The sequence below is a fragment of the Paenibacillus periandrae genome (assembly GCF_022458865.1).
GTDB classification, from domain to species: domain Bacteria; phylum Bacillota; class Bacilli; order Paenibacillales; family NBRC-103111; genus Paenibacillus_S; species Paenibacillus_S periandrae.
Map to the genome: position 1 here is coordinate 1 of NZ_JAJNMU010000001.1, position 25,000 is coordinate 25,000.

General features: G+C 41.2%; 20 protein-coding genes, 2 tRNA genes and 1 pseudogene. 7 read left to right on the forward strand and 16 right to left on the reverse strand.

Features of this window, described 5'->3' with window-relative positions:
- Positions 1-357: 357 nt before the first annotated feature.
- Positions 358-4,356 (reverse strand): KAP family P-loop NTPase fold protein, encoded by a 3,999-nt coding sequence (locus tag LRL21_RS00005; RefSeq protein WP_240413712.1) that lies wholly within the window; start codon positions 4,354-4,356, stop codon positions 358-360.
- Positions 4,357-4,581: 225 nt separating this feature from the next.
- Here LRL21_RS00005 and LRL21_RS00010 point away from each other — a divergent pair, with 225 nt between their 5' ends.
- From LRL21_RS00010 to LRL21_RS00025, 4 genes are all read left to right on the forward strand, one after another.
- Positions 4,582-4,953 (forward strand): YhjD family protein, encoded by a 372-nt coding sequence (locus tag LRL21_RS00010; RefSeq protein ID WP_240413713.1) that lies wholly within the window; start codon positions 4,582-4,584, stop codon positions 4,951-4,953.
- On the forward strand, positions 4,950-6,218 hold the full coding sequence (locus LRL21_RS00015) for a DNA polymerase IV (protein WP_240413714.1): 1,269 nt from the start codon (positions 4,950-4,952) through the stop codon (positions 6,216-6,218). The genes LRL21_RS00010 and LRL21_RS00015 overlap by 4 nt, the downstream gene beginning before the upstream one ends.
- Positions 6,215-6,709 carry a YhjD family protein gene (locus LRL21_RS00020; RefSeq protein ID WP_240413715.1) on the forward strand — a complete coding sequence of 165 codons (495 nt, stop codon included), beginning with the start codon at positions 6,215-6,217 and terminating at the stop codon, positions 6,707-6,709. Before LRL21_RS00015 ends, LRL21_RS00020 begins: the two co-directional genes overlap by 4 nt.
- Before the next feature lie 226 nt (positions 6,710-6,935).
- Positions 6,936-9,188: a hypothetical protein gene (locus LRL21_RS00025; RefSeq protein ID WP_240413716.1), complete on the forward strand. Its 2,253-nt coding sequence runs from the start codon at positions 6,936-6,938 to the stop codon at positions 9,186-9,188.
- Between the two features lie 441 nt (positions 9,189-9,629).
- On the opposite strand, the pseudogene LRL21_RS00030 reads toward LRL21_RS00025, so the two are convergent.
- From LRL21_RS00030 to LRL21_RS00040, 3 genes and pseudogenes are all read right to left on the reverse strand, one after another.
- Positions 9,630-10,472 (reverse strand): annotated as a pseudogene (locus LRL21_RS00030) (DNA polymerase IV); the annotation flags it as partial.
- Positions 10,469-10,714 carry a hypothetical protein gene (locus LRL21_RS00035; RefSeq protein WP_240413717.1) on the reverse strand — a complete coding sequence of 82 codons (246 nt, stop codon included), beginning with the start codon at positions 10,712-10,714 and terminating at the stop codon, positions 10,469-10,471. The pseudogene LRL21_RS00030 and the gene LRL21_RS00035, both read right to left, overlap by 4 nt.
- 171 nt (positions 10,715-10,885) lie before the next feature.
- On the reverse strand, positions 10,886-11,113 hold the full coding sequence (locus LRL21_RS00040) for a spore germination protein (protein WP_240413718.1): 228 nt from the start codon (positions 11,111-11,113) through the stop codon (positions 10,886-10,888).
- A 213-nt stretch (positions 11,114-11,326) separates the two neighbouring features.
- Between LRL21_RS00040 and LRL21_RS00045 the strand changes: the two genes are divergently transcribed.
- Both LRL21_RS00045 and LRL21_RS45490 read left to right on the forward strand, forming a co-directional pair.
- A complete protein-coding gene (locus LRL21_RS00045) occupies positions 11,327-11,488 on the forward strand; it encodes a hypothetical protein (RefSeq protein ID WP_240413719.1) in 162 nt (53 codons plus the stop codon).
- A gap of 58 nt (positions 11,489-11,546) precedes the next feature.
- Positions 11,547-11,672 (forward strand): hypothetical protein, encoded by a 126-nt coding sequence (locus tag LRL21_RS45490; protein ID WP_275900515.1) that lies wholly within the window; start codon positions 11,547-11,549, stop codon positions 11,670-11,672.
- Positions 11,673-11,758: 86 nt separating this feature from the next.
- Here the strand turns inward: LRL21_RS45490 and LRL21_RS00050 are convergent, their stop codons facing one another.
- The 6 genes from LRL21_RS00050 to LRL21_RS00075 form a co-directional block, all read right to left on the reverse strand.
- Positions 11,759-12,040: a hypothetical protein gene (locus LRL21_RS00050; protein WP_240413720.1), complete on the reverse strand. Its 282-nt coding sequence runs from the start codon at positions 12,038-12,040 to the stop codon at positions 11,759-11,761.
- A 138-nt stretch (positions 12,041-12,178) separates the two neighbouring features.
- Positions 12,179-13,324 carry an acyltransferase gene (locus tag LRL21_RS00055; protein ID WP_240413721.1) on the reverse strand — a complete coding sequence of 382 codons (1,146 nt, stop codon included), beginning with the start codon at positions 13,322-13,324 and terminating at the stop codon, positions 12,179-12,181.
- Positions 13,325-13,349: 25 nt separating this feature from the next.
- On the reverse strand, positions 13,350-13,742 hold the full coding sequence (locus LRL21_RS00060; RefSeq protein ID WP_240413722.1) for a VOC family protein: 393 nt from the start codon (positions 13,740-13,742) through the stop codon (positions 13,350-13,352).
- 26 nt (positions 13,743-13,768) lie between these two features.
- Positions 13,769-14,584, reverse strand: a complete 816-nt coding sequence (locus LRL21_RS00065) for an anti-sigma factor (protein WP_240413723.1) — start codon at positions 14,582-14,584, stop codon at positions 13,769-13,771.
- 6 nt (positions 14,585-14,590) lie between these two features.
- Entirely contained in the window at positions 14,591-15,169 is a 579-nt protein-coding gene (locus LRL21_RS00070; RefSeq protein ID WP_240413724.1) for an RNA polymerase sigma factor, read from the reverse strand.
- A 189-nt stretch (positions 15,170-15,358) separates the two neighbouring features.
- Positions 15,359-17,053 (reverse strand): plastocyanin/azurin family copper-binding protein, encoded by a 1,695-nt coding sequence (locus LRL21_RS00075; RefSeq protein ID WP_240413725.1) that lies wholly within the window; start codon positions 17,051-17,053, stop codon positions 15,359-15,361.
- 226 nt (positions 17,054-17,279) lie between these two features.
- On the opposite strand from LRL21_RS00075, the gene LRL21_RS00080 reads away from it, so the two are divergent.
- Complete coding sequence (locus tag LRL21_RS00080; protein WP_240413726.1) at positions 17,280-17,780, forward strand: NUDIX hydrolase; 501 nt, start codon at positions 17,280-17,282, stop codon at positions 17,778-17,780.
- A 134-nt stretch (positions 17,781-17,914) separates the two neighbouring features.
- On the opposite strand, the gene LRL21_RS00085 is transcribed toward LRL21_RS00080, so the two are convergent.
- The 6 genes from LRL21_RS00085 to LRL21_RS00110 form a co-directional block, all read right to left on the reverse strand.
- Positions 17,915-17,988 (reverse strand) — tRNA-Ile (locus LRL21_RS00085).
- A gap of 14 nt (positions 17,989-18,002) precedes the next feature.
- Positions 18,003-18,076: transfer RNA gene (locus tag LRL21_RS00090), tRNA-Met, on the reverse strand.
- 87 nt (positions 18,077-18,163) lie between these two features.
- Positions 18,164-18,328, reverse strand: a complete 165-nt coding sequence (locus tag LRL21_RS00095) for a hypothetical protein (protein ID WP_240413727.1) — start codon at positions 18,326-18,328, stop codon at positions 18,164-18,166.
- A gap of 188 nt (positions 18,329-18,516) precedes the next feature.
- Positions 18,517-20,442 carry a hypothetical protein gene (locus LRL21_RS00100; RefSeq protein ID WP_240414182.1) on the reverse strand — a complete coding sequence of 642 codons (1,926 nt, stop codon included), beginning with the start codon at positions 20,440-20,442 and terminating at the stop codon, positions 18,517-18,519.
- Positions 20,443-20,472: 30 nt separating this feature from the next.
- Positions 20,473-21,726 (reverse strand): efflux RND transporter periplasmic adaptor subunit, encoded by a 1,254-nt coding sequence (locus LRL21_RS00105; RefSeq protein WP_240413728.1) that lies wholly within the window; start codon positions 21,724-21,726, stop codon positions 20,473-20,475.
- A 33-nt stretch (positions 21,727-21,759) separates the two neighbouring features.
- A complete protein-coding gene (locus LRL21_RS00110; protein WP_240413729.1) occupies positions 21,760-24,876 on the reverse strand; it encodes an efflux RND transporter permease subunit in 3,117 nt (1,038 codons plus the stop codon).
- Positions 24,877-25,000: the final 124 nt, after the last annotated feature.

The following is a 25,000-nucleotide window of genomic DNA, read 5'->3' on the forward strand; positions in this document are numbered from 1 at the left end:
AAATCTTTGGAAATATACTCAAAGTTGGCAATTACCGATGCTCAAAATGAATATAACGAGGTTATTAATAAATTCCCAATTTAATCCATGTGTTTGCGGGTGGTGTCAGCTACGCTGGTATTACCCCAACGAGCGAGAATTATCGCAAGTTTCAAACTCTAACCCAGAATTAGACTCTAATCTGGAGTAGCTGCTTAGGTTGGCCGTGGCTCCCGAGGACTAATTTATCATCAATTGATGGTGCCGCGGTGCGGCATAGATGTCTAAAATCATTATTATTTTCCTGACAGTTGAAATTCGGATATTTGTATTTTTACGTATCTTTGACAGAAATTCCATCTCTTTCTACACCATTAATTATGCGCTAAGTAATTTCTTAATTGTGCTATTGTTTTTAAAATTATCTTGTAATATTTGTAGGTCATCATTTGTTGGATTGAATCTTTTAACTCCCTTTAAGAACACACCTGCTTTTGTTTCCAGTAGCCAATTAGAGAATTCTCGTTTATAAGAGACCTTATTAGATTTAATTAAATTAGTTAAAAGTACTTCATGAAGTTTTGAAATTTGATCCTCACCAAACAACCGGTTAATGTTTTCCTTATCTCTTAAAACTAACTTTAAAGCACCATCAAGTTCTGGATTTTGATTAATAATATCCACCGAGGCAGAAATCAGCTTTTTCGTGATATCAATATTATGGTGATTACTTACTAATAATTGACTAGTCATTTTTATGATTTGAGCATTATTCATTTCTTGGTTGATAAGGTTAATTAACTCTTCTATTTTCTGTCTGTTAGCCTCCACCCAGATTCTAATTGCATCAGTTGAATCCAATTCCCGTACTATTTTGAGAGCAATGACTGTGAACATACTATCGTCTAAATGGCTGGAAACCTGATTAATAATGTTAACTAAAACATTTATTTCATCATTGTCATTAAAATCGGTTAGTGCGAATAACTGATACACTTGGTCGTCCGACGGAATATGCTTATTTTCTATGATCATTTCTTTAACATCATATTTATAATTTTTCCAAGACAATACAGCCAAATTTAACACACGTTTACCTTGTCCTATTGAAACTACGTTCTCTTTAACCATGTTATTCAACATATTCAAGATATTTAGTACCTCATATGACTGGTAATATCTTTCATAGACAGATGCTGCATGTTCAAATATTACTTCAGGGTCATATGGTAAAAGTGCTGCATGAGATTTTGGTAAACTTTTTAACATAATATTGCATAACTTATTATAAACTGCAGGGTCGTTTATTGCTGTTTGAGTAAATATAGTATATAGTGCTTGACCAACATTATTGTAAAATCCTAAACGAATTACTTGTGCACTAGCTGATAAGATGGTAGTTATATAATCTGTATAACTATTCCAACTATATATCCTACCAAACAACGTGCTTAATAAGTTGCTTAGATTTTCTTCTTTTACAGATTGTTCATTGACTCCACTCAGGAATAAACTCAGCACATTAACTTGAGTAACATCTACTGTCTGTGATGTGTAAAGTGGGGTAAATTGTTCTACAAGTTTTTGTTTATTGTCTTCTGTTACTTCGAAATACTGTTCGCCCAAGTATTTAATAAGTTGTGGTTGAGCTTCGTTGAAAAGTTTGCCCACCCAAGAAGAATAAAGCTGATTAAATGTACTTTTATGTTGAATTCGTATTAACTCTGATAATCTGATGGAGAGTTCAACGGTATCTATATTTACCATCCACAAGTTAATTATTTTCACTAAACTTTCAAAACTATCAGAATTAAGATTATATGACATTGAAATCAAATTGATCAATGATGTTGAATATAATTCCTTATCTTGTAACGACCATGAAACTGGACTTTCCTCAAATAAAACAAGTCTTGTAGTTAAACTAAGAATAATATGGTTATACTGTTGCTCTGAAATCATGATTGTTACATTTTCATTAGAGAATTTCAATGCCTCAGCATTTATACTAATAGATCGAACAGTCAGCGCATTTATTAGAAATTCCCAAACCTTGTTTTTACTTTCTTCTCCTTGCGGCCATTCTGCTTTAATTACTTGCCTCATCGAGTTTAGGAATGAGTTTTCATTAATATCTTTATTGCTCTTTAATAGATCAACACCTTCATTAATATAGCCCATACCAAGCTGATTCAATAATTCAGGGTATTTTTCGATCCATTTTTCAAGCTCTTCATAACTGAAATGATCTTCTTTTTTACCATTTGAAAACCTTCTGATTTTTAACCAACTATAAAACTCCCCTTCGTTCTTAAAATTTATCTTATTGCTGTATTTGGCTTCGAGTAAAATTAAAATGACTTTATTACAAATAATCTTTAATTCATCTATTAAAGGCGTTTGTCCAGTAGTTAATTTAAAATCTATAGATGTTTCTTCACGAATAAATTCTTGGATTAGCATGGTTCCGAGTATTGATTTTTCTTCAACTGAAGCTAGCAAAAATGTTTTTTTAATATCATCTATTCCCAGTCTCCATCTGAAATTAGGATATTTCAACAAGGAGTTAATTATAAAACTAATTGAGGAATGAAAGTTGTTGGATGGAAATCTATGAACTAATTGTCCTAACGTAAATGATGCATTCAATATATAAACCTCAGTTTCATTTTGCAGGTCTTCAATAATATCATTAAAGACATTCATCGTGTCTACCGATAATGACTTATCATCACTATTTGCTCCTAGTTCTTCCAGAACTGATATGGAGTCTCCATTAATTAAAGCATCATATATGGCTCGATTGTTACCAATTTTCCGACTTAATGGATCTTGTGTCAACAATAATAATGGTTGTAAGTAATTAGGTAACCTTATACCCTGAATATATTTTAAATACTGCTTAAGATCATGATATTCATCTTTTAACAGATGTTCAGTGCTTGAATCACTTTCACTTTTTGTCGTATACTGCGAAAGAATTCTTTTTGATCTTTCTGAAATTTCAACCTCCCCTTCCTGTTTGGATATGAACATCTTGGAAAAGGCAGTTAATAAATTATGATCTTGTAATAAATCTTCATAGAAATAGTGAAAGTCGACTCTCAATGCGCATATTATCGCTAATGTTTCCGGGTGGTCTGTGACCATCCCCTCACCCAACCCACCTGAAACATTGCTATTCGCCCCTTCGAACTCTCTCTTTTTTGCAATCCACCAAGACTGGATAAATGAATTCAGCAACTGTAGTGCATTACGAGGACTCTGTACGTTTGGATGAATCAGTCTATCAATAACATTAGAAAGGTGAATACCTTTTTGCTCGAGTTCTTGTTGAAGTTGTGGCATCACTTCTAATAATTTATTAGTAGCATACGTTCTTAAATCTCTTTTTGGAAATGGAAGTACCTCTAGTCTAAATTGAAAAATTCGATCTAAAAATCTTCTGGCATCTTGCTTATTTGAAACGGATCCAGGAAGATATTGCCCGTTTCTTTTGTTAGATAATGCATAGGCAATCTTCTCCTCATCGCATGATAATACAAAGACGATCCCTAAATCCTTTGGTAGTTCATCTTTAGGTATCTCCATAAAAATGCGTACCGCATCTAAACCTTCTACCATTTCTTCCGCAGAAAGACGATCCAAATCATCAACAAAAACCACAATCTTCGAAGTTTTCCTTCCTACAGAAGTGTCTTTAAAAGTATGTAATTGATCTACTAAATAATCTGAATATTGTTCCGCATTAACACTTGGAGGGTATACTTTCGTTTCAGTAGTAAGTCTTGGCATTAACATCCCAGTTGAGGAAAAGACAAATCTTACAACTGCTGCAAATACAACAGCAAAAATACCAGCCAAGGCGGATTTCTCAACATTGCCGCCAATACCCCAAGTAAAAAGGATAAACATGAGCAATATGATTAAAAAAATCATTAAAAGTTGAACCGGATAGAAAAGATATCGCTGATAAATATCTTGCCAGATCTCCGACCATTTCCTGGGTTTTTGTAGTACTTCAGATATTTGATGATACATTCGATCCTTGAGCTCACTTTCGTTTCCGCCAATTTCCAAGTATACATGACGTAGTAAAGCTCTTTTCACATTTTGACCACCATAACGCCAAGAATTAAATGTAATCGGAAGTACTTCCTTACTTCTTATGGAATCATCCTTTAGTGTGCTTAGATACATTTCTTTAATCGTACTCTTGCCCACCCCCCAATTTCCTAATAGTCCAATACTATAAGGAGGTGTATTATTTTCAACCAAATTTTGTAAAGCTATCGCATAATGCCTGTGTCCAAACGCATCATTTTCCGGATCTTGTATTTCTCTATCCAATATTGAAGGCATCTTATTATTAGTCATAATTCCCACCCATTAGTTAGTTGTATTAATTTACATTATTCTACAAATCTCTACAATTACCTTTAGCCAATCTAATATTTTTAAAAATCAGTTACCCATACCATCAGTTTTCAATTCCCTCGGTGTAAACATCAAAATAACATTTCCATAAATTACACTTGCATAACAAACATATGTTCGGTATATAATAAAATAAGAATATATGTTCGTATTGGTGGTGTGATTATGAGCATTAACCCTAGAAATGAGACAGAAGAAGATATTCAATTAATTAAAGAATACACATTACTGCCTATTTTACTGGATATGTTAGCGAGAGATATTGATGAACTGAAGGTGAATCAAGATAGAATTATCTATAACCACGTTATTTTCTATCTACAAGAAGTGGAGAGCTCCATTTATCCAGAATTGCAAACAATCAAGAACAAAATGAGAGAAAAAAACATTAAAATTCTACATACTGACATGAACTCGTTAGGTGTTGATGTTGAGTATAAGGTTCGTGGTTATATCCATCATTTTAAGATGTTAAGGAGCTTGGTAAAAGCAGAACTCATGAGCACGCTGCTGAACTTACGGAGGCGATTAAAATGATCAGGAAAAGTGAAAGGACCGTTTTCTTGGCCGATTGCGAAAGTTTTTACGCTAGTGTAGAGAAGGCTGATCATCCCGAATGTAAAAACAAACCGGTTGCTGTGGCTGGCGATCCAGCACGCCGTTCGGGGATTATACTAGCCGCCTGCCCCATTGCAAAAAGCTTCGGGGTTACTACAGCTGAACGATTAGGAGAAGCCTTGATAAAGTGCCCTGAGCTGGTTGTAATGCGCCCGCGGATGCAGCATTATATTGATGTTTCCCTCATGATTACGCAAATCTATAAGGAGTATACCGATCTTGTTGAAATATTCTCTATAGATGAACAGTTTCTTGACGTTTCCGGAAGCCTTCATATTTTTGGGGATTCCATAACTATTGCTAAATCCATACAACAAAAAGTACTCAAACAAACGGGAGTAAAGGTACGGGTGGGTATCGGTTCAAATAAAATGCTTTCCAAAATTGCAACAGACATATGGGCAAAAAAGAGTGAAACCGGCATATTCACTTTAAATCAACCAGATATTGAGAAGCTGCTCTGGCCGCAACCTGTACAAAAAATGTTTGGGGTTGGATCTCGGATGACAGCTCATTTTACAAGGCTCGGCATGTCTACAATCGGGGATATTGCAAGGACTTCGTTACCACGGTTAAAGGAGAGGTTTCGAACTCGTTTTGGCAAACAAAGTGATATCCACGCAGAGGTTATGTGGAGAACCGCGAACGGCTTGGATGACTCTCCTGTGACACCTGGTACATTTAACACACCACCTAAATCAGTCGGCCACATGATGACCTTACCTAGAGATTACATTGATAATAGACAGGTAGAGACGATACTGTTAGAGCTCACAGAAGAGGTTTGTAGGGACTGCCGTCGCAAGGGGTATATGGGTTGGGTTATCTCAGTCAGCTGCATGTGCAGCCCTTATGATGCGCCTACGGGCTTCTCACGGCAAATGAAGATGCCTGATCCAACTAATAACACAAACATCGTGTATGAAGCATCGAAAATACTGTTCTATCGTTACTGGGATAAAATGCCGGTACGCCGCGTGGGCATCATGCTCAGCAACTTAGTAGATGATGAAGACTATCAATTGACCCTCTTTGAAGACCAAGTGAAGTCAAGAGCTTTAGATAAGGCCACTGATATTATAAAGGATCGTTATGGAAGCGCGGCTATCGTAAGAGCATCATCGCTAACCACTTCGGGGCAGGCGCTCGAGAGGGCACAAAAAATTGGGGGGCACTATAAATGAGCAAAAAGCTCGAAGGTAATGGATTGTGGGAATCAAGCCGCATGATGCTTCCGCAGCATAAAGAACAATCAATGCAGAATCAAAGTGACAAACCACCTCTGGCTCCTGAACCTCCGACGAAAAAGGAGCTCGAGATGATGAGAGATTCCGTCATCCTTCCTGTTGCTCTCAACATTGTAGAAAAGAAAAGCATCGAGGCTGAGATTTCCTCTCAAACTTTGAAGCTTTTATACTCCTCAGCTGCAAAAATATTAGCTAAGTGTATACGAGAAGATGTTCAAAAATCCAAAAAAGCTCTCGTTGAAAGTAATATCCGTGTTTTTGAAGATACAAAGGATGATACTGCGATTTATTATCGTTTTATTTGCCGCGGCCACGAGGATCAATTTACCATGACCAAAGATTTTATGCGAGCTGAGGTCAGCGTTAAGATTGGAAGGTACGTGAAAAGTCTAGTTGTGATACTTCAAGAGGCAGCTAGAAATAAGTAACCTCAAAGCATAGTATCTTTCAGGAAGCTTTCATCATATTAGTGCTGCTCCTAAAGTCAAACTTAAGGATCGGATCTCTTGGAACTAAAAATATTAGTCGACCGATTATGCATGTAAATAGATTTATATAATTGATCGTCCAAATATTGGATTTAAGAAGTAATAAATGTGATATAATGCAGCAAACGTATAATAATGTTGAGAATTAATATAGGAGTGTTTATAGTTGGAAATAAATTACATGAAATTAAAAGAGCATTTAAACGAAGGTGATATTAAAAGTTCATCCGATATTATTCTTGAAGTATTTAAACAATATAAAAGAAAATTTGTAAAGGTCCTTCTTCTTAATGGTTGTCTTCCTGAACCACTCCAAAGAGACTTTGAAACTAAATTTCACTCACTAAAGACTTTTTTAGGCGCATGTAACTTTTTAAACGATAGTTTTGAAGATGAAGACGATAAGATCATTTTTTTCAATCAATATATGGGTTTATTCAAAACTATTTTGGATATCTACGCCCACAATAAAAGCAATGTTCAGCGATTAAAAGAAAAGGGGATTTTTGAATTTCCCTTTCCTCAAATAGTTCACATGTTATGTGTTTTTTTAGAAAATCAAGATAGACTCTCTGATACGGAGCTTGTTAATGAAAAGAATAGTAATACTCCTTATCTAAATTTATTCAGTATGCAATTGGCTGATCAAGATAGCGGGAATGGAAATATTTCATTGCAAAGTAATTTAGAAACAGGTATTGAAGTTACAGATACACTCTTAAAATATTTATTTTTTAAAGGAAAGAAACAATTTAATAAAGAACTGGCGGAAACGACCGACGTGTCCCCTTATGAGATACCTAGTATAGAAAAACTTGGACTACTGGGACTGCACAGAGTAAGCCTTAACCTTTTATGGGAATTCATAAAATATCGAAACTGGAGTTTTGTGGTCGAAGAAGATGAAGGCGATAAAGATTTATTTTATTTTGGTCCTAATGACTATGAAGAATTAAAGCTTGAAAAAACAGCTGTTGAAAGATATGCATTCAAAGACCGGGTGGATGTATTTAAGAATCTTAATATGACTAAGACCTTTTTCAATAAACTCTCTTTGTCAATAAAGAAGCTGGCAGATAAAATACAAGTAAATGATATGATATCCTTATTTCAAATTGATGATAAGGACTTTAAAAATATAATTGAGTTATTCAGAAAATTAAATGATCTTGCAATTGATTCGTTGGAATTTTTGGGAGATAATTTCTTGAAAAAGAATTGTATAGGAAAAGAAAAAACGATCAATTTTGATCTTCTTGTAAATTTTGTTTGTTATTTGCAAGCACTAGGTTCTATATACAGTCAGAAAACTCATGAAGTTTTTGATGATGATGACCGGGCATTATATAAAGTTCTAGCTCCAAGGGTAAAAAGACAATATATCATCGATCATTTTTCAAATCTTTTTCTAATTGAACCTAATATGATTGATGAGTTAATTGAAATATTTTTATTCCAGCCCAACCCCGGGCAAGAGGAAGATCATTTTGCAGATTTATTCTCACAACCGTTAGTTTACTTTGGCAAAGAAGAGGTTATATTTATTCCATCATTAACTAAACAATTAAATATAAATAGAATTATTGAGCAGCAATTTGGTGTTTGGAAAATAGAAGATTCCTTTAAAGGTGATAATCTAGAAAATTACCTAAGGATGGCATTATCATCAAGTCCCTTTTTGGAAGTAAATCAAGGTAGTTTGAAAATTACCGCCTTTGACGGGGAAGATGCTCAATTTGATTTTTTTGCAAAATTCCAAGATAAGATCTTACTGATAGAAATGAAATGTTTAAGAAGGCCCTATTCACCAAGAGAAACTTTTTCAAGAGAATCTGATGTGTTTTATGGGGTGTATCAAGTGAACAGGAGGGCAGATGTTATCCAAAAGGATTGGGAAAAGATAAAAGAAAAATCTAATATCTTATTACCAGAAAATCCGCCAAAATCCAAAGATATAATTAAATTAGTATGCTTGAATATTTTAGACTTTACTGCCAAAATTAAGGATGATGTAATTATTACCGATGCTTCTTCCTTAACAAAATATTTTCTGAATCCTTATATTGAGACTATCCTGATTGAAGGAGATAAGAAGAGTACACAAAAGAGGAAAATGCTGTGGGATAAGGGGTACCCTACGGCGGAAGGACTAATAGATTTTTTAAAGAAGCCTATAGCAATCAAAGATATATATGACAGTTTAGAAGAAACACCAAGAAGGATAATGCTTATCGATGAAGATAATGAAAATATGGCATTTCTGGATTACTCATTAACAGTAAATCCTTTAGAAAAGATGCTAGCAAATCTACAAGATGCCAATAAATCAACAAAATTTGCGAAACCATCAAAAAAGCGAAAAAGCGAAAAAAACTCTCTGAAAAAACAAAGCAGAAAAAAAAATCGAAAACACAAATAAAATACTTACTCCTTCAGTAACATAGCGTATTTCTTAAAATTTATAAAAGTAGAGTATGTAAATGACGGCAGCTCCTAAACATTAGATGGAGCCTTCAGAGGGTCGATGTTCCTGCGAAATATGAATCTCTATTACTATGGACTCCTAAGCCTCTAGTTATTTGATGGGTCTCATCTATTGTCCAATTGAAGGTCGTTCTCTTTCTCCAAATGTGCTTAATTCATCAAATTACTCTACTTGCACAAGTAATTATAAATCAAAATGTATTCAACATTTTTTCTATCCATAAATACTAATAACAACTCCCCAAAAATGAGCATAATTAAAATCATTTATGCTCATTTTTATTTATGCACAATTTCTATTTCGCCTAAAAACATTGTTCCTATAGCGTTTAAAGAGCTTTTTATCTTTTTGCACATCTATTTTTATATAGATACCTAGGAGGATCGTATCGATTTCTTCCTCCGTAGCATAATCCCGCGGTAAAGTCATCATATGACCTACAGATTTGGGGGCTACCCGGTGAGTGCTTGGCGTTACCAGGCTGCTATCGATCCCGTTCGCCGTTTGCCACAGCAGCTCTGCATGGATATCGGCATTTTTGCCAAATCTTGTTTTTAACAAGCTTTGCAGCTTCGGTAAAGGCGTTTGTGCCAGATCCCCGATAGAGTGTATGCCCAGACGAAAAAAATGCTTTTTCATCCGACTCCCTACACCGAACATTTTTTCAATAGGCAGCTCCCACAAATCTTTCGCCAGTTTTGTTTTATCTATCCTGTAGATCCCTTCCGAATTCTTTTTGGCGTAGTTGTCACAGGCCATCTTGGCCAGCATTTTGGTTGACGATATCCCCACTCTGGAATATACGCCGGTAGCCAGCATGATCGCCGTCTGGATTTGCTTGGCGATTTCCGTTGGCGAACCGAACATCCCGACCGAGTTGGTAACATCCAGGAACTGTTCGTCTATGCTAAAAGGCTCGACAAGATTCGTAAACGATTCGAATATCTCTGTGATTTTCAAAGATACATCAATGTACATCTGCATCCGAGGCTTCACAATAATCAGCTCAGGACACTTGCTTAGAGACTCACCCAAGCGCTCTGCTGCAGTCACACCATGCTTCTTGGCAATGGGACAGGCCGCCAAAATTATCCCAGACCGAAGGGCCGGGTCACCAGCAACTACAAGCGGCTTATCCCTATACTCCGGATGGGCAGCCTTCTCGACGCTTGCATAGAAGCTCTGGCAATCCACTAATAAGATAATACGCTCTTTCATACAGACCACCTCTGCGCTGGAGCAATTGCCAGAACATTGTCCTGCTTAAACACCCGAAGTCCTTTCTGAGTGAAGCAGTAAGCACAGACATAGTTATTTTTGATCGAACGCACCTCGATAAAACGCTGCGTAATCGCACCCTGCTTGTTCATATACATGATCTCTACCCTCTGACCTATATAACGCTGCATCTCCATAGTTATCACCTCACCGAACGATTTGTAGAGTTGTGGTGGCTGCAAAATACTCCATAGCTCCGTGAACGCCTTGTTATTGAGTAAACAGGTACACATCAGCTAATTATTCAAATCAGAACATTTGTTCTCTTTATTGTATTCAATATACCGAACAAATATTCGTATTTCAACAGGTATTTTTTGGGATGTTCGTTATTTGGGGCTGATCACGTCATGTTATACAACCGTTGAGCTTGATCCATCAACAAGGTCGGGATCGTTGGTGTTCGTACTGTTATTTTGATTATTCGTTACAGACCCAAAGCTGTCGCCCGGCGAAAATGAGTTAGCACCCGCATAATTTTTGGTGGTACTGGAAAGGATGATATAAGCTGTATCTCCAATTTGCACATTGGAACTCGGGCCCACGCTATTAATTTTGATATTTCCAACAATTGAAGGCATTGCTAGTACCTCTCCCATCCTATAACCCATTTATTCATATTGTATGAGATAACTGCCCAAACGCTACTCACCTGCATGCAAATTGAAGACATAAGGATATTGCAAGACCTCAGGTCAAGCAGCCAGAACATTCCGCTTCTCCCATCAAGCTATGAATGTCCTTTTCATCGTTCGGGTAAGCTATAGCTACTCTGAATTAAAGGAATGATCCGCATGAACATTCATACCGATAGCTTCAAGGTTGCATCGCTCGACGAGTATGACCGCGCGGTGCAAATCATCGAAGACGCCGAGTCATCTATCGCACAGTTGGTCGGTAACGAGATCACGCTGATTGCTTACGAAAAAATCGAAGATTTGAAAAACAAGGTTTGATTTAACGAGGAAAGGGTAAGTAAAGTCAACGTCATAATAATCCAAGGAGGAATGAGTGATGAATAAAAAAACACTGGCTGTCATTGGATTGGGAGCTGCGTATTTGCTAAGAAACAAACAAACCCGTCAAAATTTGATGAACCAGCTTAAATCTTTTGCCGCAAAAACTAAAGCCAAATCGTAAGAAGGCAAGCACAAAAGGCCCCAACTGATTAAATCCATCAGAAAAGGGGCTTTTTCGCTATGATTGGGTAATAACAAATTAGATGATCAATGTACGACATGATTTACTGCTGTCATATATTTCCTCATTCTGGATTGCAGCTCGAAATTGCTGACAATAACATGATTTAGATCTATTCGTTGATGATCCTGATATCGGAAAAAAAGCTGCCCTTTGATTTGCTGCATATCTGCGTTCACCTGATCAATCGCCGATTGAAAAGCCGGATTATAGGTCTTCAGATGCTCAAGGCTTTCTGTAACCTCGGACAGGAGAAGGAATTCTTTCAGCAATTCTTCCTCACTCATGGTGGCAAAGGGAATCTTCATCAGACCACTTCCTTAATCATAATTCTTAAGCCTGTTAGCTCCAGGGACTTAAGAACTATATCGGTAAAGTAATCTTAATAATGAAGGGCAAATCTGTCAAACATGAGTGAGGCATACGCTTCCTTGGGATGATAAAGATTAAATCTTTTTCATGACCGGAGTCCCTGTCATTAGGCGGCCCAGCGGAAACCGGCTGAGTAGTTGGGCAACGAAAACCGACAGCAGCGTACATACAATAAACGCAACCAGAGTCCGCAGCGATACATTCCAGCCTGGCAGGTAGCGATCCGTTACAAACGTAGCCGCGGTTAACATCAAGGCATGGGCCAAATAGGCGCCGTATGAATAGTGACCCAGAAAATTAAAAAACCGCTTGAAGCGTTCACTCGCCCGTTCCTGAAAAGCCAACGCCGCAATATACATGGCCACCACGGAAATCATCAGAAACACAGCCATAAAAGGCTGTACCAGCAAGGTATCGTTATATTGAATAATGATCTTCCCGTTGACTTGAAAGTGACTAACAATTGTATAAAATAATACACAGGCAACCAGCATATAGAGGCTGATTCCAAGTGTTTTCCATTTCAGCAATACCTGCTTCCAGCGGTTCATATTCAACCCGGCGACAATGCCCATAACAAAATAAATGTAAAAGTACAACGCGTTACGGTCAGCATACTCAGAGAACAAGGGTGTCAGCACCGGGAGATTCCATGCTATTACAGCATTACTGATTGTACCCTGCATCCCGGTAAGCCATATGTATCCGATCGTGAGCACAATAAGTCCTGCTGTGAGCTGCCTCGCACTGCAAGCTGCCCAAATTCGCAAAACCCATTGTTGAATCAGCGGAAATAGCAAATACAGCTGAATAACCATAATGACATACCACAGATGATATGATGCTGTACCGGTTAGCACGTATTCGTAAATTCGTTGGAGCTCCTGTCCGAGCGGAATTCCATCTTCGCGAAAAGCGATCTCATATATCGCTGACCAGATCAGGTAAGGCAGTACAATATCCTTGCAGCGTTTACGGATAAAGCTGCTGGCGTGAACACGCTCCTGGTAATTATAAAACAAGACAAGACCCGTTATAAAAATAAACATAGGAACGGCGAATTTCGACGCAATTAGCGCGATGGCCAGCATAGCGCCGTCCGCAATGCCAGCCTCGGGCACATACGCATAGTGACCAATAGCATGCTGAAGCACGACCGCCAAAAAGGCAAAGCCGCGTAAAACCTGTATTTCTGCAATTCTCGGCTGTTTGGCTTTCATAGCTCTCTCCTTTTCTTATGGAAGCTTAGCGGGTTGACTCGAAAAATTCGATCCATTCCCCGTCAGGACCATAAAAAAAGAAATAGCGTGAACCATTCGGCAGCGTTGTGATCTCGGAATCAATCATCTTCAAATCAGGGTTCGTACGGATGCGCGTAAACTCTTCTTCGATATGGTCCACCGTGAATGCAATATGATGAACCTTACCTTCTTGCGGAAGCTTGTCATTATAGCCAGAGATCAGCTCCAGCTCGGTTTCAGCGGATTGTCCGAAGCCCATAAATGCCAGTCGGATAACACCATTGGTGTGCGGCAGGGTCCCCTTTAAGGTGAGCCCCACAATGTTTTCATAAAAGGCTATGGAGCGTTCCAGATCAGCTACCATAATACCGACGTGTTCGATCTTTTTTGTTGCCATTAGCGATTCTTGCCCCTTTACTATTTTTAAGTACCCAGTACTTTTTTACCTCTTGGTTTTGTTCCTTGTGCATCCGGCTCCAGTGTAATTCCTAATGTCTCAAAGGTGCTTTCCGCAGGCGTGAGATCGTAGGTAAGTATGCCATCTCCCTTCTCATTAACACGGAAGGTACCTCCATTGTAGCGTACACCTTCTTTAACAAACCATAACTGGTACGCCCAATCTCCGGTGTTTGTATTCAATCCGTTAACCTGCAGCACCAATTGCTTGGCATCGCCCTGCTGCTTGATGAAGCATTTACCTGCAGCCTCCGGCATACTCGGGTCAAAAGCTTTTAGTGTATACTGCTTGACGACTTGAGCAGGCTGAACCTCGGGCAATGTGGTGTTGGGTGAACCTGCAGACCTGTTATCGCCGTAATCCTTCAGTCCCCAGCCTATCGACGCGCCTATGGCAATAAATAAGACGGCCGCAGCCACATAGGACCACTGTCTGGCCTTTTTGCCTGTCTGGGTGGGTTGTGGTCGATCCTCTGCAGCCGTTTGTTGGGCTGGGTTTACCAAGATCAAGTGTTCATCAGCCTGATTCATCCCTAATTGCCGCTCGTGCTCCAGAACATTTTGCATAATGTTATCGAACATGTGTCCTTTGGCTGAATCGGGTATATCGATCTCTTCCATCTCGTAAGGCAGCGTTTGCCACACCTGCCGAAGGCTCTTCAGCTCTTCTGTGCAATGTGGGCATGCCGCCAGATGCTCAGCATAAGCATGTGCCGCTTCCGGAGACAGCTCCTTTAAAAAGAAGGGAAATACTAGATCGCAGTCATTTATTTTCTCGCTCATGGTAGCTTACCCCTCTCCTTCCGGCGACAAATGCTTTCGCAGCGTTTTTAGCGCTTGATGCAATCTACTCTTTACGGTTCCTATCGGTTCCCCATTTCGGGCTGCTATTTCACTTAATGTATAGCCTTCCCAATAGAAATGCCGTATTAATTGAACCTGATTATCTGATAAATGTGGATAGGCCGCCTCAATCTGCTGCTTTAATAATCGTCTGGCAACCGTTTCCTGAAGCTCATTCCTGCCTGACAGGGCTGTATGCTCGGTCTCGGGGATCTCATAATCAAAAGACACGAGAACCTCCTGCTTGCGCTGCTTTCTCAGCTGATCTATCGTAATGTTTCTCGTAACCGTAATGAGCCAGTTGACGAACTGCCCTTTGGCGGGATCATAGCCTTTATTGGAGGTCCAAATTCGTGTGAATACCAACTGAACGATATCCTGAGCAAAAGAGGCGTCATTGCCCGCCCCTGATTTTACGGCGTATGAATAAACGAGCCGCACATAGCGATCATACAAAATACGCAGTGCGAAGCTTTGTTTCTCTTGTATTAGCTGCATTAATTGCTCATCCGGATATGGCTGCACGTAATCTGCGCTCCTCGGGTCGGCTTGTGACCCTCTTATTATAAGAAACGAATAAATAACGAAAAAGGTTTATCCCTATCTTCTTATAATAAGAAATATTTTGCAAGAGCTATGCCGCTCTACCTGCAACAAAAAAAGCCCGCAGCGCCTGAGAGCTTACTCCCGACTGCGGACTTCATAGCTTTTGACTTATTTAACGATGATCGTTGCTTTCATAAAGTCTTTATGGGGAGCGCAATAGTACGTGTACTCGCCCGGTTCAGTCAGTGTAATCGATTCGGATTGACCTTTAGCCAGCAGCTTGGTTTCAAATACTGGAGAACCGTCCGCTTTCAGCTTATCGGAAACTGCATTATGCTCGATAGCATGATTATTAGTAAATGTGATTGTAGCGCCTGCTTCAACTGTTAGTAACTGCTCAGAGAACTTAAAATTATCAATGTTGATAGAGTAACTTTTAGCCGCTGCTTGAGAAGCCGGAGTCGTCACTGGTTGTACTGGCGCTGGAGTCGGCTGTGCAGGAACCGGTGTCGGTGCTGGCGCAGGTGCTCCCGATGCAGGAACCTTAGGCGTAGCTGCTGGATCAAGAACGTACCATACCTTGCCCACATCCTGACCTGTTACATCGCCGGCTTTCATATCTTTAATATAGTAATATAAAGGCCAGCCTTGGTAGGTCGTTTGCTTCGTCCCGTCTTCGCGGGTAATCGTTCCGAAATCAGCAGCTTTCAAATCGCCCATGTTGGGAACATGCTCTGTATAAAAAATCGGCCAGTTCACTTCACAGTTTCCTTTGCATACGCTTAAGCTTGCTGTATCCTTGGTATACAAGTAGAGCGCCATTCCTTTGGAATCCGTCAGGAACGTGCCCAACGTATCGTTCTTTGCCGTCTTAACACCCGAATAGTTCATAACCATCCAGGAGCCGCCTACGCCTTGTCCTTTGGTATCTCCAGCCTTTTCATCCTTGACGTAATAATAGAGCGGCCAGCCTTGATAAGTCGTTTGTTTTTTCCCGTCCTCACGAACAATCGTTTTAAAATCTGCAGCATTCAGATCACTCGGGATTTGAATAGAATCTGCAGCATAAAGCGGCCAGTTCGTAACGCATTGATCCTTGCAAGCGCTCACGTCAGGTGTGTCCTTCATGAACATATAGAGCGTTTTACCAGCTTCATCGGTTAAATAAGAACCAACCTCGGCATTAGCCGCTATTTTAATGGAAGCGTATTGTGCACCCGCTGCTTTCGCAGCATCCACCACCTTTTGTTCGACCAAGGTATCCAGCAGCGTTTTGCTGCCCCCCTTTACTTTGCTCTTTAGAGCCTCGACGGTTGCTGTAGCGATATGTAGGTTGCGTAAAGATCCGGCTTTAGCGACTTGGGACAAGCCCAATGTGCCTGCATAAGCGATGACTCCATCATATTTAAAATCAGTATCCTGCTTGTACCCAAGCGATTCTACGAGCACCTTGTAATATTGCTGTGCAGTAATTTGTGCATTAGGCTCAAACTTGCCATTACCTGTACCCGTCCAACCCAGCTGAGGATTCGCTTTCAGATAGCCAAGAATCGCTTTATTGCTGTCATTGACAAGAGCCGCATCCGAGAAGTTGTCCGCCCCTTTATACGCCACAGCAGTGGCTTCAAGACCTTTTAATCGCAAAAATAAAATAGCAGACTGTAATCTTGTCGTAGTCTTGGCCAAATAACCAGCGCTGACACCACTTCCATCCCCCTGCAGTACACCGAGAGCCTCTACAATTTGTGCATCCGTTTTCACATTGCTTGACACTGGAGCCTCTGCTGCCCATGCCGGAAATGCGCTGCCGAGCATAAAAGCTCCTGCTAACAGCCATGCCGCTGCTTTACTGCGTTTCATCATAACCATCCCAACCTCCATCAAAGATAATTTAGATGTACCCTACACCTAATGAAGATAACGCAAAGGATTCAACATAGGTTTTACGATTTTTGAATAATTTGATAAAATGCACATTCGTTGATAAAAAGAGAACGATGAATTAAACTTCTAAATAGAGTAAAATCCTGATTGTACTGCAGATTGAAGTACGAGCTGAATCTTGCCTATTATATGGAGGTGTGGAAGGATGAATAGCGATGAGGCTATCAAGTATTTGGAAAATAGTATTGATAAAGCAGCGGATGGACTCCCCGAGGATTTGTTTTTATTTGTCAGCCGTGTAACACCGTTAGTTTGTGTGGATCTGCTTATTCACAATGAGGCCAAGGAAATTTTATTTACATGGAGAGATGATGAGATCTTCGGAAAGGGCTGGCATCTGCCTGGAGGGGTGATTCGTCATAACGAGCTGTTTAGCGACAGAATCATCAAGGTAGGTGAAATTGAGCTGGGAGCTATTCTTGAGCATGATCCAGAACCGCGCACCTTTGTGCAGGATCTGGATACTAGCAAAATCAATAGAGGCCATTTTATCGCGTTCCTGTATGGCTGCCGCCTGCTGTCCGATCCGGATGAGTCCAGACGTTATTACGGCGGTGTCCCTCGTGTAGGCGAGTGGGCCTGGTTCAGCGGATCTCCCGATCCTTTGCTGCCGACTCATGAGGTTTATCGAGGTTATTTGGAATAGATGCTTGGTTTCAGCACTTATTAATGGTTAAATATTAGCAAGCCCGGCAATCCGCTCCATATTTGAGGAGAGAATGCCGGGCTTGTCTGATGTCGTTATTTTGAAAAGCCTTATGTATTAAGGGATTTTCGATATGGGCCTTGAGGGACTCGAACCCCCGACCAATCGGTTATGAGCCGACCGCTCTAACCAACTGAGCTAAAGGCCCACAATAAAATTAAGTTGCGGGGGCAGGATTTGAACCTGCGGCCTTCGGGTTATGAGCCCGACGAGCTACCGGGCTGCTCCACCCCGCGATAGTTAATGATGTTCTTGCTCTCTTAGCGACGTTTTCTATTCTACAATAATTCCAAAAGAAAAGTCAAGAACTATTTTAAAATCGTTTACACGAGATAGCGCACACCGAAACGACCTTTTTGTGATCGGAACACTTCCACCTCCTGCGGACATTCATAACCATAGATCCACCAGTCCTCTTCCATTCGTTTGGCTAAGCAGCCAGCCTGAAATTTACTCTCATACAGCTTGACCCAATATACCCAGTTCATGATGATCACCCTACCTGTAATAAAATGGCCTACTAGCCTGTAGCATAACCCAAATCAGCCATCCTTATCTCATAAATGCTATTTTTGTTCAGACCTGCAGCAAAAAGCCCTGATCCCCACTGCAGATAGTGGTTATCAAGGCTTTTAGATTGTTTTAAATGATGGGAAGCAACTAATAAGTCCAGTAACTACTGCTTGTAAACACCCAGCAGACGCTTCGAAACTCCTGCAGGCGTAGTGAATGATTCGTAGAGGCGGATCGTTAACGGACGATCCAATTGCTCCGTTGTTGCATCAAAGATAAGGTTGTTTTCTCCACTAACCAGACGATTAGTACCAATAAAGCTACCTGATACTGTACCGATCAAACGATCTGCTGAATCATAAAGCTCAAATTGCAGCTTGGAGAAGCTGGCATCAATCTGGATTTGTTCCTGTCTCGTCAAATCAAGATTAAAGCGGGTTTTGTAGGAATAGCTGTTATTGCCTGTACGATTATAAATCGGTGAAATCGTCCAGTAAGTGACTTTGGCATCGAACGGATATACACTGAACTTCTCTTCCGTTTCTGCCGGTTGAATCTCCATACTATAAGCAGCAATGTTCGTTTTGTATGGAGCAGCCTTCACCATATCGTTGATTTTCAATACCAGATCCTTACCGCTCTCGGACTGTGGCAGTGTGTATGAATAGCTAACAACCAATCCCGAGTTAGGTAAAATTCTTTGCGTGGATACCGTTTGACGGTTGCCGCTGTAAGTATAGCCATCCGTGCTGAGAAGCTCGGTTTGGAATACCGGAACGGCCATTGGAATATCGCTTCTGTTGAAAATTTTGAACTTCGATGTTACATTCTTCGAGCCTTCATCCGTGTTGTCATCCATGTGAAACTCAACAACCGACACCTCAAGATTCGGATGTATTAGCTCGCTCAAGGAATCGAAGGCCATTGGATTGCCCAATTTGTAGGCAGGATAAGCAACCCTTGCAGCCGTGCTCGGCAGCAAAATATTAAGTCGGCCCACATTATAGGTAACAACAGTCGGAACACCGGTTGCGCTTGCCTGTGAGAATTTTTCAGGGGTCAATACGTTGATGCTGGATAGGATGGTATCATTATTCGTTGAGATAGCAAAGTGAATATACTTTTGCTCTCTCGCTTCCAGAATAACCTCCCCTTGCTCAACCTTTTTCCCGTAATACGATTGTGCTTGACCATTATCTGATGTCGTAGCATCAGAAGACGACGTAGTAGCAGTTGGGTTATCCGTGGACGCCCCTGTCCCTTCAGCACCGGTTGTACCCTCAGATGCTGAGTTACCCGTGTTCACTGTAACCGGCACCTGTTGACCCGTAACAGCCGTTGTAGGTGCAGCCGCGTCTTCAGGTACCTTTTGCCCCTCAAACACTTTGGACGATGTCTTGCCATCGATAATGAATTCAGGCAGGGTCTCGCGCTGATCCGTCGGGTTCCTTACAAGCAGTTGCAGCACTTGTATCGTGCCTTTATCTGTTATTTCCTTGTCGATGCTAACAGGCGTGTATTCAAGTGGTGAAGTCAACGAAGGAATTTTGAACGTGTCGCCCCATTTCTTTACTGATGCTGGGTCCGTAATTTTCATATCGCTGCCCTTCCAGGACTGGCCGCTGATAGGAACGGCAAGAATTCTCGTCTCTGTTTTCGGGTATACGTAATAGTCTACATCAGTCCAATTTGCTTCTGATAGTGTAACCGTATCCGTGCGATCAATCACAGCCAAATAGCTTAATTCCGTCGTTGCCTTAGGTTGAATGGAACGCGGATTGGAAGCACTTGATTGCAGTATATATTCAACGCCCTCAATCGTTTTTACACGAAGCTCATACTCCGGAACACGCGCAATGGCGGCTCCGGTATTTTTCATGCGTACGACTACCCCCACACGGGTTCCGCCATCCACACGCTCGTTCAGGACGGTTTTAATATCAACGCTTAAGGAGTTCGTCAACTGATAGGTAACTGCAGCAGTTGTACCTGACTTGGCTCCTGCCAATTCAGCGGCCATTGCCGAGTAGCTTGATGTCATAAGAGATGATGTAATAAGGACGGATACCGCAGTTTTTTTCCAATTCATTTTCACTTTTATTTCCTCCAGTTAGCCAGATTATTTCGCTAGTTGTACTTTTTCTTTGTCTTTCAGTTGATTCTGACCGGAAACGATCAATTGCTCGCCTTCTTTAATACCAGATATGACTTCCTGAACCGTCTCATTCAGACGTCCCAGCTGTACTTTGCGTTTCTCGGCAACATCTCCAACTAGTATAAATACAGAAGTATCTCCACCTTCGCGAACCACACTTAAGGTTGGAACCGTAACAACGATTTCGTCCTTCTCTTCAGTCAGCAGGATTTGCACCTTGTTGCCTGGTTTAAGCTTGGTATCGGCATTCGCGATTTCAAGTTCCAATGGATACGATTTGGACTGTGAGCTCATCACATCCGCCAAGTAACTGACTTTGCCCTTCAGCTTTTCAGTGGTACCTGGCACATAGAACGTCAATTCCGTCTTGCCGCGAACCAGCTGTGCAGAAGCTTCCGTTAATTCAGCTTTTATCTTGATCGGGTCCAGCTGCTGTACCTGTGCAGCTTTAAAGCCTGCGGTCAAACTCATGCCCACTTCGATCGGCAGTTCGGTAAGCACACCGCTCACGGGTGCTTTCAGCTCCAGATTGTTCAGGGTGCGATCTGCTTCACGAATACTCAGATTAGATGATTCTACCTGAGTTTCCAGTTGGGACAAGGAGTTCGTTGTTTCAATGGTGTTCAGCTTGTTCTTCGCACTTTCCAAGTCCAGCTTGAGGTTTGTTACTTGTGTTTCTACTTGATCTAACTGGAATTTTGTAAGCAGGCCCAAGTCATAATCATTACGTGCCTTGCTAAAGTTTTTCTCAGCATCCTTGACGGCTTGTTCAGTTTTCGTAACTGCATTTTGCAAATCGACCTTCGAGTTAACCAGATCATCCTTTGCTTTTGTCAGCTGCTGGCTTGCGCTTTTTACACCTAGCACACCTTTTTGCTTCTGCAGCTCAACATCGGTAGGATCAAGCTTTACGAGAAGCTCGCCCTTTTGAACCATATCACCGCGTTTTTTATAAATTTCCTGAACGTCGCCGCCTACTTTCGTGACAACATCCATTTGTATCGAGGAAACTACGTCCGCTACTTGCTCCAGCGGGGCACCAATTGATTTCTTCTCTACCTTGGCTACCTTAACCGTTTTGATTGTGGATTCAGCGGCTGCTGGCGGCTGCGGAGGTGCTGCTGGCTTCGTGCAGCCTGTCATGATCGCCGTGCTCAAGATAACGACTCCTACTACTTTTGTACTTTTTTTGACGGTATTGATCATTGTAAAGTTCATTGGCCGATTCTCCCTTTCAATATCTCTGTATGATTAATGTGTTATCGAAGCTGTTGTAACCTGTGTATCGTTGGCATCATGATCTTTCTTCTTGAACCAACGAGCCATTCTGTCATTAATGCGAGCGAGCATGGCGTATACAATCGGGACAATCAACAGGGTAAGCAGCGTCGAAGTCGTTAAGCCTCCGATAACTACAACTGCGAGACCCTTGGAAATAATCGTTCCTTTGGAAAGTCCGACTCCAAGCGGCATCAAGGCCAGAATCGTCGCTCCAGCTGTCATGATGATCGGTCTCAGACGTGTCGTACCCGCTTCAACCAGCGAATCGCGAACTGAATGACCACTCTCCCTCAGCTGCTGCACTCGATCCACAAGCACGATCGCATTTGTAACCACGACACCGATAAGCATCAGGAAGCCGATCAAGGAAGTAATATTAACAGATTCATGGGTAACAAACAGTCCAAGCAGTCCTCCGATAGCAGCAAGCGGCAATGAAACAAGAATCGCTAGTGGTGCACTCGCATTACCAAATGCCAGAACCATTACCAGGTATACGATAAAGATCGATGCCCCCATGGCGATGAACATTTGCTGGAAGCTGGTTTCAATATCGTCTGTTACGCCCTTAACTTCGGTCCTGACATCACTTGGAAGCTCTACGGTTTTAAGTGCTTCGCTGATTTTGGCACTAATACCGCCTTTATCAGGACTGTCGATTTTGGCATTAACCTTCACGATTTGCTCTTCCTTCTCGCGGGTAATGGCGACTGGAGCATCAATTTGTCGAATCTTAGCAATCTCATTGAGATTAACTGTAAAGCCTGTAGTCGTTTTGATTGGGAAGCTCCCTATTTTTTCGATCGAATTTTTGAATGATTTATCCAGCATAATTTTAGTTTTAAAGGTGGTATTGTCGAATTTCAAATCACCGATTTTCTCTTCAATAAGCCAGCCTCGTACTGTATTTGTAATTTGTGCCGAAGATAATCCATACAGACGGGCTTTGTTTTGATCGACGTTGATCTCAACCTCAGTCTTGGATTCACTGAGCGTATCTTTAATTTCTATGAGCTCCGGGAACTCTCTCATTTTGGTTTTCACGATTTCTGCTGCTGCTTTCAGGCTGTTCAGATCGTCCCCTTTAAGCGCATAGGAGAAATCGGTGTCGGAGCCTGGAGGCCCGCCTGCGGACAGAACGGAACCATTCACTTCCGAGCCTTTAGGCAATGAATATAAGATTTTTTCCTTAAATTCCTTTACCACGTCTTTAGCATTGGATGCAGCTGAAGCGGATGCAAAAAACGATGAACGATAAGCGATCCGGTCTGTTCCATTGTTGTAGCCGATCAAGGATTCAAAATATTCAAAGGTCGGTTCGCCCTTGGCATCCTTGGATTCGCGTACCATCGTTTCGATTTCCTTAACCTTGGCATCCATCGTTTCAATCGTCGTTTCTCGTGGCATTTTTATCGTGAACTGCATCAGCTTGTCGGATTCACTTTCTGGCATGAACGATGTGGATAGATAAGGTACTGTGGAAACAATCGTTACAATAAATAAAATAAAGGCTAGAAGCAATGTTTTCCAACTATTTCCTAACGACCAGATCAAGGTTTTTTTGTACAATCTGGAAAATGCGCCCAGAGAGTCAGCTTCATCGTGGGTCTTAATTTTACTGTTCATAACCAATATCTTGGCTAGCATCGGGATGATGGTCAAAGCGACAATCAAGGAAGACATTAAAGCTACAGCCAGTGTGATCGCAAAAGGTCGGAATACTTCACCCAACACTCCGCTTACAAAAGCAATAGGACCAAAAACACCAACTGTTGTGATCGTAGATGAGGTAATTGCTGAGGCAACCTGCGCCGTAGCCATCTTGATAACCGATTCATTACGCTGCTGCGCCTTCTCCAACTCGCTGTATATGTTCTCGATAACTACAATACTATCGTCAACGACCCGGCCGATGGCTATCGCCATGCCTCCAAGCGTCATGATATTCAGAGAAATACCAAGAGGTCCCATGAACAGGAGGGTTACAATGATGGATAACGGGATCGATACAAGTACAATCAGTGTCATACGTACATTTCTCAAGAAAAGCAAAATCATCAGTGAGGCCAATACAGCACCTAATGCGCCTTCCTGCACCATTCCATTGATCGAATGCTTGATATCGACGGCACTGTTATAAATCGTATGAAAAACGATGTTTGGATATTGTGTTTTCCAGCCATCCATCAATTTGTCGGCTGCAGCACCAAATTCAACCGCATTAGCGTTTTTGGTTTTGAACAAGTTGACGCCAATAGCAGGCTGGCCATTCAGACGGGATAAAAAGGTCGCTTCATTAATAGCTTCGATCTTGGCGAGCTCTTTAAGCAGCAGTGTGGTTCCTGAGGGTGTCGTGATTTTCATATTCTCCAGATTGTAAACACTGTTCAAATCCGTTTTTACACGAACCATTTGTGTATTTCCGTTAAAGTCTACGGAGCCTGCAGGACTCGTCTGCAAAGCCGCCTTAATGCTGCCGGATACCTGATCTGGCGATAATCCATAATTGCTGATCGCATTGGCATCCATTTTCATCGTCAGTACAGCTTCCTGGTTACCGATGGAATCTACATGGTCGATCCCCTTGATCGATTCATAACCCGGTAAAATAACATCCTTGTACACCTTATCAAGATCCTGCTGACTCATTCCATTCGTTCCGTAAACGGATATGTAATATACCGGCTCAGAGGCAAAACCGAGGGTCTGCACTTTGGGTTTTTCCGAAGATTGGGGAAGAATAACATTGGAGATTAAGCTTTCCACATCTCTTTTAACATCGTCAGGCTTTTTATCCTGCTCCAGTTCAATAACAATGGATGAAAAGTTATCACTTGAGGTCGAAGTCAAATTCTTGATTCCATCCAAACTAGATATCGCTTTTTCCAAAGGCTTGGTGATGTCATCGAGAACATCCATGGGGGGAGCCGTATATTGGGTGTTGATCAATACAACCGGAAACGAAATATCCGGAAAGCTCTCTACCTTCAAGGTTGTTGCTGTGTAAATACCGCCTCCTAGCAACAGCAGCGTAATAATAATGACAGCCGTAATATTTTTCATTGAAAACTCGGTCAACTTGTTCATCTCTCTACTCCTCCATATACATTGGCTGACTTCTTAGACGTCATGCTTCCAGCTACCCCTTCATTGTAAACCCACATTTCTTTAGTATAGCTTCGAGCCCTGATTATGTAAGGTGACAAATGTC